Below are 16,843 nucleotides of genomic sequence, written 5' to 3'. Positions count from 1 at the left end.
TTTATATAAATTGGAAAGGTTCTGTCGATATTTTTGAAGGAATAAAAGTACAGTCGACTTTATGCTGTTCGCAAAGAAGTGTCATTTTTTTCGCAACTCCTGCTTTCATAACACTCTCAACATGATGACCAGGATCAACAATATGTAATCCCATACTTTCCGCATCTTGTGCAACATGGAAATACATATCTCCAGTCACAAAAACGTCCGCTCCTGCACGTTTAGCTGCATAGATATACTTATTCCCGTCGCCACCTAAGACAGCAATCTTACGTACTTGTGCTGACAAATCCCCCACAACTCGTACAGCAGGAACATTTAAAGTATTCTTTACATGTTCAGCAAATTGATGAAGTGTCATTGGATTTATCGTTCCAATTCTGCCTAATCCCATTTCATTTGCAGGTGTTTCTAAGGCAAATAAATCATAAGCAGGTTCTTCGTAAGGATGATGATTGAACATTGCACGCAAGGCTTTGTTTTTATTTGTCTCAGATACAACCACTTCTATCTTCACTTCTGGTTCTGTGTGAAGCTTTCCAACTTCGCCAGTGAAAGGATTGGCTCCATCTAATGCTCTAAATCTTCCTTCACCAGAAATCGTATAGCTACAAGAATCATAATCCCCTATTTGCCCAGCACCAGCACCTGCTAATGCTTGTCGTAATGGTTCTGCATGATTTTCTGGAACAAATACAGCAAGCTTATACATCTTTTCAGTAAATGTTGGTACTAACACTTCACAATTCTGTAATTGTAATGCTTCTGCTAATAAATCATTCACTCCGCCTTCAGCAACATCTAAATTTGTATGTGCTGCATATACTGCGATGTCATTTTTAATACATTTTTCTAATAATTGACCTTTTGGATTATCAGTTCGTAGATTTGCTAATTTCCGGAAGATTGGTGGATGGTGAGCAATTATTAATTGGCATTGATTGGCGATGGCTTCATCAACTACATTTTCGTTAACATCTAATGTAACTAACACTTTGGATACAGGTTTGTTTAAAGTACCAATGGCTAGTCCAATTGGGTCGCCTTCCATTGCCGCAATTTTTTTCGGAGACCATGATTCAAAAATTTGAATAATTTCTTGACCATTCGTTTTTTTCATCATCGCAAAACCTCCTCTACCATTCGAATTCGTTGCTGTAATTCTTTCTTTTTAGCTAAAATTTCTTTGGTTTGCTCTGCTTTTTCAAGAGCTTTTAAAACATTTTGCCATTGTTCGATTTCATGATTCCATTTTTCTTTAAAGACTTCATTTTGTTGTTGCATTAGTACTGGTCCTAATAGTAAGGCTTCATTTGTTAAAGTTTCTTTACCTGGTTCAAGTACTAATACTTCATAAATCTTGTCATCTTCTTTTAAGATTTCCTCGTTTATAATCTTCCAATTATTTTTAGAGGCCCATTCACGGATTGCAATTGCATGTATATTTGGTTGAAGAATTAGTCTCTTCACTCCTGCTAATCGACCTACTTCTTTTTCCAAAATAGATGCTATTAGCGGACCACCCATACCTGCAATAGTAATGACTGTTACACAGTCTTCTGGATATATAGCTTTAAGCCCATCAGCTAGACGTACTGTAATTTGTGATTGTAAGCCTTCTGATTGTACTTCATGACATGCTGATTCATATGGTCCCTTCACTACTTCTCCTGCTATTGCACCTTTTGCAATCTTATTTAAAACTAAATAGCAAGGTAAGTATGCGTGATCACTACCAATATCAGCTACAATTGAATTTTCCGGCACAAAAGAGGCAACTTTTTCGAGGCGCTTTGATAATTTTTGAGCATTCATTTTTAAACCCTCCTCCCTTGTCTTATTGTATCGAAATTCGTCATATATTGTATAGATAAGTCTTATTTCGAATTAGATTTAAGTAAAAAACCCTTATCCCAAGTAGGATAAGGGTTTGGAAAATATATAGGAATTAATTATTTTAATTCAGAAATATATTTAGCCATAGCATCAAGTTCTGCACCTGAAACTAAACCAGCAGGCATACCGCTGCCTTTACCGTTAGTAAGAATATCTTTTACTTCAGCTTCTTTTAAACCTGTACCATGTAAGTTTGGACCTACTTGGCCTTTAAGGTCTCCACCGTGACAAGATATACATTTTTCTTTAGCGATTGCTTCGGGATCAACATCACCAGATGCCGATTCTTTATCACCAGCTGCTTGTTCAGTTTTTGCTTTGTCTCCGCCTTTAGCGATATCGGCTTTATTTCCTGCTCCTTCTACAGACAAGAAGAAGATTAAACCTAAACCGAACGCCATGATTAAGATATACGGAATAATAGGATTCTTTTTCATAAATTTACCCTCCCTTATAAGTTCAATCTATTTCTATAAATAGAATCAGTCAACACTTTATATTGTACTTCATAACTGATGAAACGAAAAGGCTTTCTGTACAAGTTTTCGTTTGTTTGTGACAAATTTGACACAATAGTCATATTAACAACCAATTTGTCTTGCAATAACCATTCTTTGTACTTCAGAGGTTCCTTCACCAATTTCTAACAGCTTTGCATCTCTTAAATACCTTTCGACTTCAAATTCCTTCATATACCCATATCCGCCATGAATTTGTATAGCTTCTCTTGCGATTTCCATCGCTATTTCTGTTGCATATAATTTAGCCATTGCTGCCTCTTTTGTAAATGCTTTTTGTTGATCTTTTAACCAAGCTGCTTTATAAACCATATTTCGTGCTAATTCGATTTTTAAAGCCATATCTGCGAGCTTAAATTGTGTTACTTGGAATGTACTAATCGCTTGTCCAAACTGCTTTCTTTCCTTTGCATAATTTAGTGCTTTTGTATAGGCTGCCTGAGCAATTCCTACAGCCATTGCTGCAATCCCTATCCTTCCTCCATCTAATGTAACGAGAAATTGTTTAAACCCTTCTCCTTCAACACCCAATAAATACTCTTTTGGAACTTGCACATCCTGTAATATAAGTTCTGTCGTATTTGACGAATTTAACCCCATTTTTTCATATGGCTCAGAGATAGTAAATCCATTAGAATCTGTTGGTACAATAATGGAACTTATTTGTTTTTTACCTTTTTTGATACCAGTAACAGCAGTTAAAGCTAAATGATTTGCGTAACTTGCATTTGTGATAAACATTTTACTTCCGTTTATCGTATAAACACCATCATCAAGTTTTGCAGTTGTTTCAGTTCCACCAGCATCGGAACCTGCATTAGGCTCTGTTAAACCAAATGCCCCCAACGATTCACCTGTGCAAATTGGTGTTAGGAATTTTTCTTTTTGTTCTTTTGTTCCAAATAAATGGAGTGGAGCACCTCCTAAGGAAATATGAGCAGAATACGTTATTCCAGTGGATGCACACGCTTTACTAAGCTCTTCTGTTACGATTGCAAAACTAATGGTATCAGAACCTGCCCCACCATAAGTTTCTTCAAAAGGCAGTCCCATTATTCCCATTTCGCCTAATTGTTTAAAAATTTCTTTTGGAAACTCTTTCGTACGGTCTCTTTCTATTGCTCCTGGCGCTACTACTTCTTCCGCAAACTCTCTTATCATTTTCTGTAACATTTTTTGTTCATCGGTTAGTTCAAAGTTCATCTACTATCACTCCTCATCGAATTTTACAAAACACTTTATATAAAATCATATTTTTTAAGACTAAAAAAAAGAAGCTATTTTTAAAATAGCTTCATACTTAATTGATTGAGTTGTGAATTCCAAATCTCTAAAGTAATCGTTTTGATATCAATTTATTTAAACAACATATAAAAAATGACGATGATTAATCCAATAATACCTGAGATTTTAAAATAGATTAAGTTTAATAATCTACCAGTTAACAACCATAAAATACAATTCCCAAGTAGAACACCATAAAGAAGTGAAGGGTGTCCACCAAAATAGAGGTTTACGATTTTGATAGAGACTCCAAAAATTAGTAGAGCTATTGTAGCGTATGTTAAGGTTTTTCTCACTGTTTTATTGGGCTTGAATTTAAAAAGAAATACTAACAGACCAACTATTATGCTCACACTTAAAATAATTGGAATAAGAACGAATGGGGCTTTCAAGACAAATAATGCAACGAAAATTAGGATAATAGCTATGGAAGCTAAAATCGTTTTCAAATTATTTTTTGAATAATTTTCTGCCAGTAAAGAATTGGCCGCATTGATTCTTATTTTAGTCGTATTATTTTCTTCTACTTCTTGACCTTCTGAATATAAAGTTGTTAAAAAATCGCAATAATGTTCAGGTAATAATTTATTTTTCTTCCAGAATGAGATTTCGTTTAGGATTACTTCTTTCTTTTGACTGTTCATGTAATTGCCCCCAGCTATTGAAACCATTTTCATCCCCAATTTTACCTTAATTCAACGAAAAAAGGCACCCTTTTAAAGGGTGCCTTTTTGACTATTCTAGAAAATCTTTTAGACGTTTACTTCTTGAAGGATGGCGCAATTTTCTTAGTGCTTTTGCTTCTATTTGTCGAATACGTTCTCTTGTAACACCAAAGACTTTACCTACTTCTTCAAGTGTACGAGTACGGCCATCATCTAAACCAAAGCGTAAACGTAGTACATTTTCTTCTCGGTCAGTTAATGTATCTAATACATCTTCTAATTGTTCTTTTAAAAGCTCATATGCAGCATGTTCAGAAGGTGATTGAGCTTCTGAATCCTCTATGAAATCACCTAAATGTGAATCATCTTCTTCACCAATTGGTGTTTCCAATGAAACTGGTTCTTGAGCGATTTTAAGAATTTCGCGAACTTTTTCTGGTGTAAGATCCATTTCTTCACCGATTTCTTCAGGTGTTGGTTCACGTCCTAAGTCTTGAAGTAATTGACGTTGAACTCGGATCAACTTGTTAATGGTTTCAACCATATGCACGGGAATACGAATTGTACGTGCTTGGTCAGCTATCGCACGAGTAATTGCTTGACGAATCCACCAAGTTGCATATGTTGAGAATTTGAATCCTTTTCGATAATCGAATTTTTCAACTGCTTTAATAAGCCCCATATTTCCTTCTTGAATAAGGTCAAGGAAAAGCATGCCACGTCCTACATATCGTTTTGCAATACTTACAACAAGTCGTAAGTTTGCTTCTGCTAATCGTTTACGTGCTTCATCATCACCTTGTTCGATACGTTCAGCAAGTGCGATTTCTTCTTCTGCACTTAGTAAGTCAACCCGACCAATTTCTTTCAAATACATACGAACTGGGTCATTTATCTTAACGCCTGGTGGAACACTTAAATCATTCAAGTCAAACGTTTCTTCATGGTCCTTACCTTTAAGTAGTCGATCTAAGTTTTCTTCATCACCATCTTTACCACCTAATTCAATACCATTAGATTCAAGTTTTTCGATGAATTCTTCAACTTGATCGGCTTCCATTTCATATGTTTGCAATTTATCTGCAATTTCTGCATATGTTAATTCGCCATTTTTCTTACCAATAGCCAATAAGAATTTTTTTGTTTCTTCTAAAGTATGCTCATGTTCTACTTCTTTTACTTTTTTATCATCGGTTGAACGTTTAGACTTGTCCGCCACAGGTGTTTCCTCCTTCTAACCATCACTATCCCATTACACTTTTGATAGTGAATTCTTTAAATCAATAACTTCTTTTAAAAGCTGCATTGCACTATTCAAATCGTGCATCTTTTCTGCTTCTTGAATAGCATGTTTTTTATCTTGTATAATTTGCTTAATCCTGAACTTTCTTATTTGTTTTAAACAATCAGAAATTTCTTCCTCAGCATGATCAGGATCTCTCTCTACAAGTGCAGCTTCCATTATGATTTTACGTAGCTCTCTATCACCAATGACTTCAGCAAAACGCTGGTAATCTGCTTTTTGATGTTCTTCATAAAAACCAATTAGGTGAATATAGATTGCCATATAATCTTCCCGTACAAAGGGATTTTCATCCTCTTCTTGGCGAATTCGATCGACAACGTCAATGTTGTGTAACATATGTGCTAAGAGTAGTCTTTCTGCACGGTCAGTCGCTGTGATTTTATCTTTTTGAAGAGTAATTTGTTGAGTTATTGGTTGCACTTGTTGCTCAAATCGTTTAGAATTCTTTGCAAGCTGTGCTTCCTTTTGACGTAATTGCATTTGTAATGTTTCTTCGGAAATATTCGTGTCCATTGAAATCTGTTTGATATATAATTCTTTTTCAATAGGTGAAATTCCTTCAACTAAAAAGCCTAAAGCCTCATCCACATATTGCAATATGTCATTCTGATATTGAAAATTTTTGTTCCGCCTAGCATACATTAACATAAATGCAACATAACTTTGAGGTTCACTGATTACCTTTTCTTTAAAAGCTTCTGGACCAAATTGCTGTATATATTCATCCGGGTCTAAACCTGTAGGAAGCACTGCAACTTCAATATTTAATCTTTCAGCATGTAACATTTCTGCCGCTTTTCTTGCAGCTTCCCAACCAGCTTTGTCACCATCGTAGCAAACAATTATATGATCAGTTAGACGTTTTAACTTATTCATATGTTGCATCGTTAAGGCAGTCCCCATAGACGCAACACCATTAAAAACGTCTGCTCTCTTTGCCGAGAGCACATCCATAAAACCTTCAAATAAAACAACTTTACGTTCTTTTCGTATAATTGGTCTTGCTTGATCCAAGTTGTATAACACTTGCCCTTTATGGAAAATAGGCGATTCAGGACTATTTAAGTACTTGGCATCTTCTCCTCCACTATCAAGAATACGACCAGAGAACGCAATAATTTTACCTTGCTCATCACGAATTGGGAACATGACGCGGCCTCTGAAACGGTCAAAGTAACCCGAACCGTCCTCTCGTTTAATAATTAATCCGCTCTGTTCCATTTCATCTAAGTCAAAGCCTTTTCGTGTTAAAAGTTGTGTTAAAGAATCCCAATGGGGTAAAGAATAACCTATCCCATTTGTTTCGATTTCTTCTTTGGTAAAACCTCGTTGTTGCAAATACTCAAGCCCTTTTTCGCCTTCTTCAGTATTTAAAAGTAAGTGCTGATAATAATCTGCTGCAAAAGAATGGGCATCTTTCATACGTCCTTCTTCAGGAGAAATAGGATGTGTATGAATATTAGGTGTTGATGAAACATCGACATGAATGCCAACACGTTCACCAAGCTTAGCCGTAGCTTCTTGGAAGGATATATTATCAATGTCCATTAAAAATGTAATGGCACTTCCTCCAGCACCGCAACCAAAGCAATGGAAAATTTGCTTATCAGTGGATACAGAAAAAGAAGGGGTTTGCTCGCCATGAAAAGGGCATAAGCCAAAATAATTCCTTCCTCTTTTTGTCAACTGGACATATTCACCAATAACATCCACAATATCTGTTTTTGAACGTATTTGTTCAATAATCTCTTCAGGTATTTTTTGCGCCATTCCATCACCATCTTTTTTCGCTCATAACTGAATTCGAGATAATTATCAAAAAGTCCTTCATTTTTCGACAAAAAATTTTAAATTTAAGTTAGTATGGGCTAAATACTTGTAATTATTTTTACCACAATTTTTTATTATAAAACATTACACCCGAAAATTCTATTTCTTTTTTAACATTTTCATACTAAAACGTAAAAAAACCTCCCTAGAAAGGAGGATTGCATAGTTAGTTTATTGTTTAGATAATTGAATACGATGAATAATATCGTTAGCTGTTTCTTCAACAGCTTTATTGGTCACATCAATCACCTGACAACCGATTCGATCAACTACTTTTTTAAAATGCAAAATTTCTTCGTTTATCCGTTCCAGTTTTGCATAATTCGCTCCATCATTTAATCCCAAAGCTAGTAAACGTTCTTTTCGTATGCTATTCAATTTTTCTGGAGAAATTACAAGACCAAAGCATTTTGCTGGATCCACTAAAAACAATTCCTCTGGCGGCTCTACCTCAGGAACTAAAGGGACATTAGCTACTTTGAATCGTTTGTGTGCTAAAAATTGTGATAATGGGGTTTTGGAAGTTCGTGAAACGCCTATTAAAACAATATCCGCCTTTAGTAATCCTCTCGGGTCGCGTCCATCATCATATTTTACTGCAAACTCGATTGCCTCTATTTTTTGGAAATAATCATCATCTAATTTGCGAACTAGTCCAGGTTCTTCTAAAGGTTCTACTTGTAAAGTATCTCCTAAGATTCCTAAAATAGGCCCCATTAAATCTACACATGGAATATTATGCTCCTGGCACATTCCATTTAAAAAAATACGCATTGTTTCTTTTACTAAAGTGTAAACAATCATAGCATTCTGCTCTACTGCTAGATGAACAATCTCTGTAAGCTGTTCTTTACTCTCTATATGGGGAAAACGTTGAATTTTAGTATCCTGCATTCCTGGTCTAAATTGACTAATAGCTGCTTTTGTAACTAAATCACCCGTTTCACCTACTGAGTCCGAAATGATAAAAACAGTTAAATTATTCATGGAAGCATCACCTCACAAATCATGATTTTCAGCAAGCGACAAGAACGCTCGTGTTATATTTGTTTTTGTCAAACGACCTATGACCTCTAAGCCATCTGGATGTTCGATAACGACAGGTAATGCATCTATTTGCCTTTCAATAAGCTTATGTGCAGCCTGTATTAAACCGTCCGATTTAAAACAGTATGCAATATTTGGCATCCTCGTCATGATTATATGTACGGGAATATGATTCAAATCCTGACTTCCTATACTTGTTCGAAGTAAATCTTTTCTTGAAAGCACACCTGTCAAGTATGAGTTGTGGTCTACCACAAATAGTGTACCCACATCTTCTAAGAACATTTGACAAATGGCATCATATACAGAAACATCCTCAGAAACTACCACTGGTATCGATTGAAAGTCCTTCACTTTCATATTGGTCATGCTATCGATAACAGCTTGGTTTGTCTTTTTACCAGAGTAAAAATAACCGACACGCGGTCTAGCATCCAAAAAACCTGCCATTGTAAGTATGGCTAAATCCGGTCTAAGTGTCGCCCTAGTCAGAGAAAGACGCTCAGCTATTTGTTCCCCGGTAATGGGACCATTTTCTTTGACAATTTCTAAGATCTCTTCCTGACGTTTGTTGAGTTCTATTGGACTCACCGCCTCAAAAAATGTTATACTCAATACTCAATTATTATATACTATTTTTCAATTTATTGCGAAGAAAAGAATCACATGATACAATAAGCATCAATACAAATAAGCAATGAACGGTCTATAAGTACGATTTCATCTACTGAAAGCGAGTAGTGATGGTGAAAGACTACACGAAATCAGAAAAAGGCAACCGGGAGCTAATATTCTTGAAAGAGGGTTACTATTTTTTAGTAGCCAATCGGGGTGGAACCGCGGGTCTATATGCACTCGTCCCCGGGTACAAAATTGTGCCCGGAGACGGGTGCTTTAATATTTGGAGGGATTTTCTAATGGCAAAAACAATGGAAAGCATCGTAAGCTTAGCCAAACATCGTGGCTTTGTCTTCCCTGGTTCTGAAATCTACGGAGGTTTAGCTAACACTTGGGATTACGGTCCACTTGGTGTTGAATTGAAAAACAACGTAAAAAAAGCATGGTGGCAAAAATTCGTTCAAGAATCACAATATAACGTAGGTCTTGACGCAGCTATTTTGATGAACCCAAAAACTTGGGTAGCTTCTGGCCATGTGGGTAACTTTAATGACCCTATGATTGACTGTAAACAATGTAAAGCTCGTCATCGTGCCGACAAACTAATTGAAGAAGCAGCACTAGAAAAAGGCGAAGAAATCATCGTCGATGGCATGCCTTTTGATAAAATGGCTGATGTTATGAAAGAATATGACGTGCATTGTCCAGATTGTGGCGCTCAAGATTTCACTGAAATCCGTCAGTTCAATTTAATGTTCAAAACATTCCAAGGTGTTACAGAAGATTCAACAAACGAAATTTTCCTTCGTCCAGAAACTGCACAAGGTATTTTCGTTAACTTCAAAAATGTTCAACGCTCTATGCGTAAACGTACACCATTTGGTATTGCACAAATCGGTAAATCATTCCGTAACGAAATTACACCAGGTAACTTCACTTTCCGTACTCGTGAATTTGAACAAATGGAACTTGAATTCTTCTGTAAGCCAGGAACTGAACTTGAATGGCATGCATACTGGAAAGAATTCTGCAAAAACTTCTTATTAAACTTGAACATGAACGAAGAATCTATGCGTCTTCGTGACCATGAAGAAGAAGAACTTTCTCATTATTCAAATGCAACAACAGATATTGAATTTAAATTCCCATTTGGTTGGGGCGAATTATGGGGTGTTGCATCTCGTACAGATTTCGATTTAAAACGACATATGGAACACTCTGGTGAAGATTTCACTTATATTGATCCAATTTCAAACGAACGTTATGTACCATATTGTATCGAACCATCACTTGGTGCCGATCGTGTGACACTAGCATTCTTATGTGATGCATATGATGAGGAAGAATTAGAAGGTGGCGATACTCGTACAGTACTTCACCTACACCCTGCTCTAGCACCATTTAAAGCAGCAGTATTACCTCTATCTAAAAAATTATCTGATAAAGCTACTGAAGTATGGGCTGAATTACGTAAAGCTTTCCCAGTAGATTATGATGAATCACAATCTATTGGTAAACGTTACCGTCGTCAAGATGAAATTGGTACACCATTCTGTATCACTTACGACTTCGATTCAGTTGAAGACGGTCAAGTAACAGTACGTCACCGCGACTCTATGAACCAAGAACGTATGCCTATCGCTGAAGTTAAAGAATATATCGAAAAGCATCTAGCTTTTTAGTATCAATACTCTAACCTAATTTTCGCTATATCTAGATAAATCAAAACCAACATTTAAGATGGCGTTAACCGACAATGGTTGCGCCATCTTTTTTCGCATTCATGTGGAATAATCCTGAAATAGTGAAAAGTTTTCGAACTATATCGACTTACCAATTGAGAAGTGTTATCATAAATGCGTGATTAGATGTGAAAAAAATTTGGAGTGAACAACATGTCATTAAATGAATTGAAACTTGGTGAAAGCGCGATTATCGTCAATTTATCAACATTAAATAAATATATTAAAAGAAGATTATTAGATTTTGGGATTTTAGAAGGCGAAGAAGTCTTGTTAAAAAATCGAATGCCATTTCATGGTCCTTTCATGATTGAACATAACGGTCAAATGTTAGGGATTCGATATAAAGAAGCTATGCAAATCGAGATTGAAAGACAATGGTAAATATAGCGCTAGTAGGGAACCCTAATACAGGAAAAACTTCATTATTCAATTATTTGACTGGCTCTTATGAATACGTCGGAAATTGGAGCGGCGTTACAGTTGAAAAGAAAGTTGGAACATTAAAGGATAAATTAGGTCATCTAATTGACCTACCCGGAATTTATTCATTAAGTCCATTATCAAAAGATGAGAGTGTTGTTTCTAAATTCTTTATCTCAGAGGAATTTAATAGCATTATCAATATCGTAGATGCTTCTCAATTGGAGCGGAATTTAGTCTTAACCATTCAACTTTTGGAATATGGAAAGCCTCTTATCATCGGGCTGAATATGTCTGATGTTGCCAAGCATCGAGGAATTTCTTTGAACGAAGAAAAACTATCTGAAGCCTTACATACACCGGTTGTTTCCATTGTTGCGAGAACTGGTGAAGGTTGTAACAATATGATGAATTATATGACTTCACTTAATACGAAGCCTGTCGAGCAGCTAGCATTAAATTATGGAAAAGATATTGAAAATGGCATTGATCAATTATTATCAATTTTGCCACTAGAAGATATTCAACATCTTCCTCATCGATGGCTTGCGTTACAGTTTTTCGAAGGAAATGTAGTCATACGAAATTATTTAGAAACGCTTGTTTCAAAAGAACTGTTGGATAAACTGTACCAACAAACTGAAGCAGAACTAAAGAAAAGTAATCATATTAATAGTATAGCTCAAAGGATTTATCAGATAAGAAAGAATTACATTACAACTATTTTAGAACAATCTGTGAGTCATGAAAAACAACAACAAGTTCATTTGTCTGACAGAATTGATGCAATCGTTACAAATAAATATTTAGGAATGCCTATCTTTTTATTATGTATGTTATTCATGTTTAAACTAACATTCGATTGGCTTGGAACCCCTCTTTCAGATTTATTGGATCAATTTATTTCTGGTAGATTAACAGATTGGATAACTATTCTATTGAATGATCTTGGTACATCTCAGTTTATTCAATCGCTAGTTTTAGATGGTATAGTTGCTGGTGTTGGCGGTGTACTTGTTTTTGTACCACAAATCTTTATCTTATTTTTCTTTATTTCATTTTTGGAAGACTCAGGTTATATGGCACGTGCGGCACTTGTGATGGATAAGTTAATGGAAGCTGTTGGTCTAAACGGAAAGGCTTTTATACCGATGATTATTGGTTTCGGCTGTAATGTGCCTGGTGTAATGGCAGCGAGAACGATTGAACAGCCAAAAGAACGATTAATCACGATTTTGTTGACTCCATTAATGTCTTGTTCAGCAAGATTACCTGTCTACGCATTATTTGTCGGTGCATTTTTTGCTGGTCATCAAACAATTATTGTCTTTTCACTTTATTTGTTAGGGATTACTTTGGCATTACTGATGGCGAAAATCTTTTCAAAGCTTTTACTTAAGAGTGAAACTTCTATTTTTGTAGTGGAATTACCTCCTTATCGAATTCCTCAATCAAAAACATTATTAAGAAGTACTTGGGATAAAGGAAAGGGTTTTATTCGTAAAGCCGGTACATTCATATTCGGAGGTTCTGTTATTATTTGGCTATTATCATATGCTGGTCCAGGTGGATTAGGTGTAGAAATGGATGATAGTTTTCTAGCAGTAATTGGTGGATTATTTGCACCGATACTCGCTCCCCTTGGGTTTGGTACATGGCAAGCTGGAGCATCCCTTTTAACAGGATTTTTGGCAAAAGAGGTAGTTGTTTCAAGCATGAATATTATCTATCATGCTCCAAATATGGATAGTTTACAAGGATTGTTAACACAAGCTTACAATCCATTGTCATCATTTACATTCATTGTTTTCATCTTACTATATGTTCCTTGTCTAGCTACTGTTGGTACGATAAAAAAAGAAACTGGTTCAACAAAGTGGACATATTTTGCAGTCGTTTACGCGTTGATTTTAGCATACATCATTGCGTTGATTATTTACCAAGGTGGTAAACTATTAGGATTTTAAGGAAGGAAGCATCGAGATGATCGCTAATATTATTATAGGTCTACTTATTTTCGGATACGCAGGATGGACTATTTATCGCCATATTCAAAAAAGTAAGGAAGGTAAATGCGGTACATGTGAACTAAAAAGTAATTGCAAAAGCTGCGGCACACCGACTGCTATCAAATCAAATAATAATGACCATATAAGTACATTACACAAATAGGTACGGGGTTATCCGATTTTAGGATAACCTCTTTCTTATGGTGAAATATTAATACATCAATTGAATAGTGACCAACATTATTAGAGATTACCCTCACCTATCAATTTTCAGATGAGGGTATTACTCTTTAATGCAAGAAAAAGTTTTGACGTTTTTCTATCGTCAGTGAATTTCCTCTATTTTTCTTTTACCACAGAAATGCCGAAGCTAGACCGATTCCTACGATTGCCCCAAGAGCGATTCCTACGCCAAATCCTGGTCTATAATATCCGTATCCCGGTCCGTATCCATAACCACCCCAACCCCAGCCTAGGCCATATCCGCCCATTCCACTTTGTGGGTTAATCCATACCATTTTTTGATCTACTCTTGTAATTTGTCCTACATGTACTGTTCCATCATTACATCTAATTCTTACCATTTTCCCATGATATCTATTACATAAATTATACGCATCTGCCGGATTCATGTTCACCCTCCTTCCAAACTTATATTGCATATGAGTATGCATTGTATTATATGGTCAGTGAAATAGAATCTTATGGATAAAGGTCTAAGGAATAAAAATTCATATTCACTTAAATTTTCGAAAGCAATAACATTTTCAAAACATAACATAAATATAAAAGTAAAAGAGGATGAGGTAATTGTCAGTAATTCAAACAAAACAATGGCTTTATGAATTTATAAATAGATGTAAAGAGAAATCGATTCTTGACTATCCTACTATTCAACGTGAAACGCTCTGTGACCCATTAAAAAAGGGATTCCCTAATATTGCTCCTCAATCATTACATCACGAATTATTAAATCATGGATTATTTGATCCTTTTGAATGGTTTAAAATTGAAACAGTAGTTGAGAAAATGGAAGAATTAAATGTTTGGAAAATTGTGCAGAAGGAATATAAAAAATTAAAGAAATTGTGGAACGGACCAAATGTTCCAATATATATTTTTCCTATAAAAGGGATGGGATTCAAAAGAGATTTTCGGAAAAATGGTGTTGCTTATAAAGAAGGTGTCTTTTTATTCTTTTCGAATAGTCTCTCTGAAACGGAAATAAAAGCAATGTTTGCACATGAGTATAACCATGTATGCCGTATTCACCTTAATAATCTGTCACTAGATCAAATCCCTTTAAAAGAGTCAATTATTATTGAAGGACTTGGAGAATATGCAATAAAAGATTTATACGGTGAAAAGTTCGTCGGTCCATGGACAAATCTCTATTCATATGAACAGTCTTTAGAAATATGGAAGAGATACTTTTTACCTTCATTGTATTTAAAAGGTTTAAAGAATCATTATCCTTTCTTATATGGTCAAAAAGGTAGTCCGTTACCTAAATGGATTGGATACCATATTGGTTATCAGATTATTAATAGCTATCAAGAAAAAAATGGTCCCTTCAAAAATGATGAGCTTTATCGAAAATCCTCAGATACAATAATTTCTGGTTCGAAATTCCCGAAAGAATAATTTTTTTATACAGGGTTAGTAATAGTCGAATAAATTATAAAAAAACTATGCAAGAGAACATTTAAATGCACGATAACCTACTAGATGATTATTTTTCTCTACAAAATCATTATGTTCATCCCACAGATTATAAAAATGTATCGGTATTTTTTCAGATTCATCGATATCATCAATCTCACTTGGAAGGAGGAATGGAGGCGTTAGGATTTCTTTTACATTTGTAAATCCTGCCTGCCGCAAACACGTGATCCATTCTTCTTCCGTTAAAACTTGATTGACCCCATATAATTCTAAAATTTTTTCTCTTACTTCGTTTGATAATGGTTGCTCGGCAGTCATTTCAATTATGATCATACTACCTTCTCTTTTTAAAACTCTTACTAACTCTTTTAAAGTCTCTGGTATATTTGTAAATGAAATAACCGATTCAGATAGTACAAAATCAAAGGTTTCATCAGCGAATTTCATTTTTTGTACATCACCTAAAACGGTTTTAATATTAAGCCCTTCGTTCACAAATCTTTTTTTGGCTTTCTCCACCATCATTGAATTTATGTCGATTGCTGTTACACTACATCCAAACTTTTCTGTTAAATAAGATGCGGTTTGTCCTGTACCGCAACCCATATCTAGTACACTAAAATGCGGTTCAATTTTTTCTTTTTCAAAAATAGATTGAGTTAGCGCAAAACCACCAGGATGTGCACCACCAATACCGAAATAGGCAAGTAAATCTAAATATTGATTCATCAAATAACCCCTCTACAATAAGATACTGTTATTGTATGCGAATGAGGGAAGCTTCAAAGTGTACGAAAACCTAGAAATATATGAAACTAGTCAATCAATGAAATACCTCTAAAAAATAAAAAAACTCCTCATTAGTTAACAAATAAAATTTGTTTAGACTATGAGGAGTATTTCATTTACCTTATCGATTTAAAGAAATTGATATGGTATGGGGAAATCATTGTAATCCCCCAAAAAGTTCATGCTATTAATCATTTTCAAATACTCTTTTTGAGTATAGTTGAATAATATATAACATTGTGGCGACAATCAGTAATTTTACAGAACTAGGATGGTATTTCGACTTTTACAGTCGTCATAAAGCGCATTGCCCTACTTATTGCAGTAGGTACAACAGATGCATGATTTTCATCTTCTGCTTTATAAAAAGAAATATTGTTCATAAATCTTGGTTGAAGTAATTCGTGCATCTTTTCCGAATCTTCAACCATAAATCCTTCTTCACTCCCAACAGCCACAAATAAGGGAGAAACTTTACAATCTTGATCATTTATAAATGATTGCGCTAAATTTTCTATTTCATATTGGTTCCACCAAATAGATGGACTAAATGCAATGTAACGGTCAAAATAATGCTTATTCATAAACAAAAGCCAGAGTACATAATACCCTGCAAGAGAGTGACCGAATATAATTTCATCACCATGGTTTGGAAATTTTTCATGTATTGCCGGTTTCAATTCTCTCATGAGAAATTGAGTAAATTTTGTTGCTCCTCCATTTTTACGAACCTTTCCCTTTTGCAATAAACGCTGGGGATATATATACACCTTCGCCGGTGCAGTAAAATCATAAAAGCGACGATCTCGCATATCCTCACCATGCTCAATACTTACGACAATTGCCGGACAAACCTTTGTCTTGGGTGAATTTAAACATTGCAATTTAATCGTTTGATTGGCAAATGTAAAATATGAACTACCATCTAAAATATAATAAATAGGCAACTGATCTGAATTTTTTACATTCTCAGGAATATAAATTTGAACAGTATACGTATAATCTGCACACGTAGAATGTATTTTAAAAGTCTCTATACTTGGGGCCATTT

At 35.1% G+C, this 16,843-nt stretch carries 17 protein-coding genes; 5 read left to right on the top strand and 12 right to left on the bottom strand.

Going from position 1 to position 16,843, the window contains the following annotated elements; genetic code table 11:
- Window position 1: 1 nt before the first annotated feature.
- From CW357_RS10670 to CW357_RS10630, 9 genes are all read right to left on the bottom strand, one after another.
- Window positions 2–1,120, bottom strand: a complete 1,119-nt coding sequence (locus CW357_RS10670; protein WP_124218020.1) for a Nif3-like dinuclear metal center hexameric protein — start codon at window positions 1,118–1,120, stop codon at window positions 2–4.
- Complete coding sequence (locus CW357_RS10665) at window positions 1,120–1,815, bottom strand: tRNA (adenine(22)-N(1))-methyltransferase (protein ID WP_119414852.1); 696 nt, start codon at window positions 1,813–1,815, stop codon at window positions 1,120–1,122. The genes CW357_RS10670 and CW357_RS10665 overlap by 1 nt, the downstream gene beginning before the upstream one ends.
- 137 nt (window positions 1,816–1,952) lie before the next feature.
- The gene (gene cccA, locus CW357_RS10660; RefSeq protein WP_119414851.1) at window positions 1,953–2,333 is read right to left on the bottom strand and encodes a cytochrome c550; all 381 of its coding nucleotides are present in this window, start codon (window positions 2,331–2,333) and stop codon (window positions 1,953–1,955) included.
- A gap of 144 nt (window positions 2,334–2,477) precedes the next feature.
- Window positions 2,478–3,617, bottom strand: coding sequence for an acyl-CoA dehydrogenase family protein (locus tag CW357_RS10655; RefSeq protein WP_119414850.1), 1,140 nt, complete (start codon window positions 3,615–3,617; stop codon window positions 2,478–2,480).
- Window positions 3,618–3,769: 152 nt separating this feature from the next.
- Entirely contained in the window at window positions 3,770–4,342 is a 573-nt protein-coding gene (locus CW357_RS10650; RefSeq protein WP_119414849.1) for a hypothetical protein, read from the bottom strand.
- 91 nt (window positions 4,343–4,433) lie between these two features.
- Entirely contained in the window at window positions 4,434–5,582 is a 1,149-nt protein-coding gene (gene rpoD, locus CW357_RS10645; RefSeq protein WP_119414848.1) for an RNA polymerase sigma factor RpoD, read from the bottom strand.
- Window positions 5,583–5,615: 33 nt separating this feature from the next.
- On the bottom strand, window positions 5,616–7,439 hold the full coding sequence (dnaG, locus tag CW357_RS10640; protein ID WP_124218002.1) for a DNA primase: 1,824 nt from the start codon (window positions 7,437–7,439) through the stop codon (window positions 5,616–5,618).
- Between the two features lie 231 nt (window positions 7,440–7,670).
- Window positions 7,671–8,486, bottom strand: a complete 816-nt coding sequence (locus CW357_RS10635; RefSeq protein ID WP_124218001.1) for a pyruvate, water dikinase regulatory protein — start codon at window positions 8,484–8,486, stop codon at window positions 7,671–7,673.
- A gap of 12 nt (window positions 8,487–8,498) precedes the next feature.
- Window positions 8,499–9,137, bottom strand: coding sequence for a helix-turn-helix transcriptional regulator (locus CW357_RS10630; protein WP_124218000.1), 639 nt, complete (start codon window positions 9,135–9,137; stop codon window positions 8,499–8,501).
- 326 nt (window positions 9,138–9,463) lie between these two features.
- Between CW357_RS10630 and CW357_RS10625 the strand changes: the two genes are divergently transcribed.
- The 4 genes from CW357_RS10625 (at window position 9,464) to CW357_RS10610 (ending at window position 13,501) form a co-directional block, all read left to right on the top strand.
- Window positions 9,464–10,846 carry a glycine--tRNA ligase gene (locus tag CW357_RS10625; RefSeq protein ID WP_124217999.1) on the top strand — a complete coding sequence of 461 codons (1,383 nt, stop codon included), beginning with the start codon at window positions 9,464–9,466 and terminating at the stop codon, window positions 10,844–10,846.
- Window positions 10,847–11,059: 213 nt separating this feature from the next.
- Entirely contained in the window at window positions 11,060–11,290 is a 231-nt protein-coding gene (locus CW357_RS10620; RefSeq protein WP_119414843.1) for a FeoA family protein, read from the top strand.
- On the top strand, window positions 11,284–13,296 hold the full coding sequence (feoB, locus tag CW357_RS10615; protein ID WP_124217998.1) for a ferrous iron transport protein B: 2,013 nt from the start codon (window positions 11,284–11,286) through the stop codon (window positions 13,294–13,296). The genes CW357_RS10620 and feoB overlap by 7 nt, the downstream gene beginning before the upstream one ends.
- 16 nt (window positions 13,297–13,312) lie before the next feature.
- Window positions 13,313–13,501 carry a FeoB-associated Cys-rich membrane protein gene (locus CW357_RS10610; RefSeq protein WP_119414841.1) on the top strand — a complete coding sequence of 63 codons (189 nt, stop codon included), beginning with the start codon at window positions 13,313–13,315 and terminating at the stop codon, window positions 13,499–13,501.
- A gap of 187 nt (window positions 13,502–13,688) precedes the next feature.
- On the opposite strand, the gene CW357_RS10605 is transcribed toward CW357_RS10610, so the two are convergent.
- Window positions 13,689–13,970 (bottom strand): hypothetical protein, encoded by a 282-nt coding sequence (locus CW357_RS10605; protein ID WP_119414840.1) that lies wholly within the window; start codon window positions 13,968–13,970, stop codon window positions 13,689–13,691.
- Window positions 13,971–14,148: 178 nt separating this feature from the next.
- Between CW357_RS10605 and CW357_RS10600 the strand changes: the two genes are divergently transcribed.
- Window positions 14,149–14,982 carry a DUF2268 domain-containing putative Zn-dependent protease gene (locus CW357_RS10600; RefSeq protein ID WP_124217997.1) on the top strand — a complete coding sequence of 278 codons (834 nt, stop codon included), beginning with the start codon at window positions 14,149–14,151 and terminating at the stop codon, window positions 14,980–14,982.
- A 45-nt stretch (window positions 14,983–15,027) separates the two neighbouring features.
- Here the strand turns inward: CW357_RS10600 and CW357_RS10595 are convergent, their stop codons facing one another.
- Together CW357_RS10595 and CW357_RS10590 are read right to left on the bottom strand one after the other, a co-directional pair.
- The gene (locus tag CW357_RS10595; protein ID WP_241155074.1) at window positions 15,028–15,732 is read right to left on the bottom strand and encodes a class I SAM-dependent methyltransferase; all 705 of its coding nucleotides are present in this window, start codon (window positions 15,730–15,732) and stop codon (window positions 15,028–15,030) included.
- 326 nt (window positions 15,733–16,058) lie between these two features.
- On the bottom strand, window positions 16,059–16,841 hold the full coding sequence (locus CW357_RS10590) for an alpha/beta hydrolase (RefSeq protein WP_119414837.1): 783 nt from the start codon (window positions 16,839–16,841) through the stop codon (window positions 16,059–16,061).
- Window positions 16,842–16,843 lie beyond the last annotated feature (2 nt).

Source organism: Rummeliibacillus sp. TYF005, from assembly GCF_003844195.1.
GTDB lineage: Bacteria > Bacillota > Bacilli > Bacillales_A > Planococcaceae > Rummeliibacillus.
This window is presented reverse-complemented; position numbering and strand designations above follow the sequence as displayed.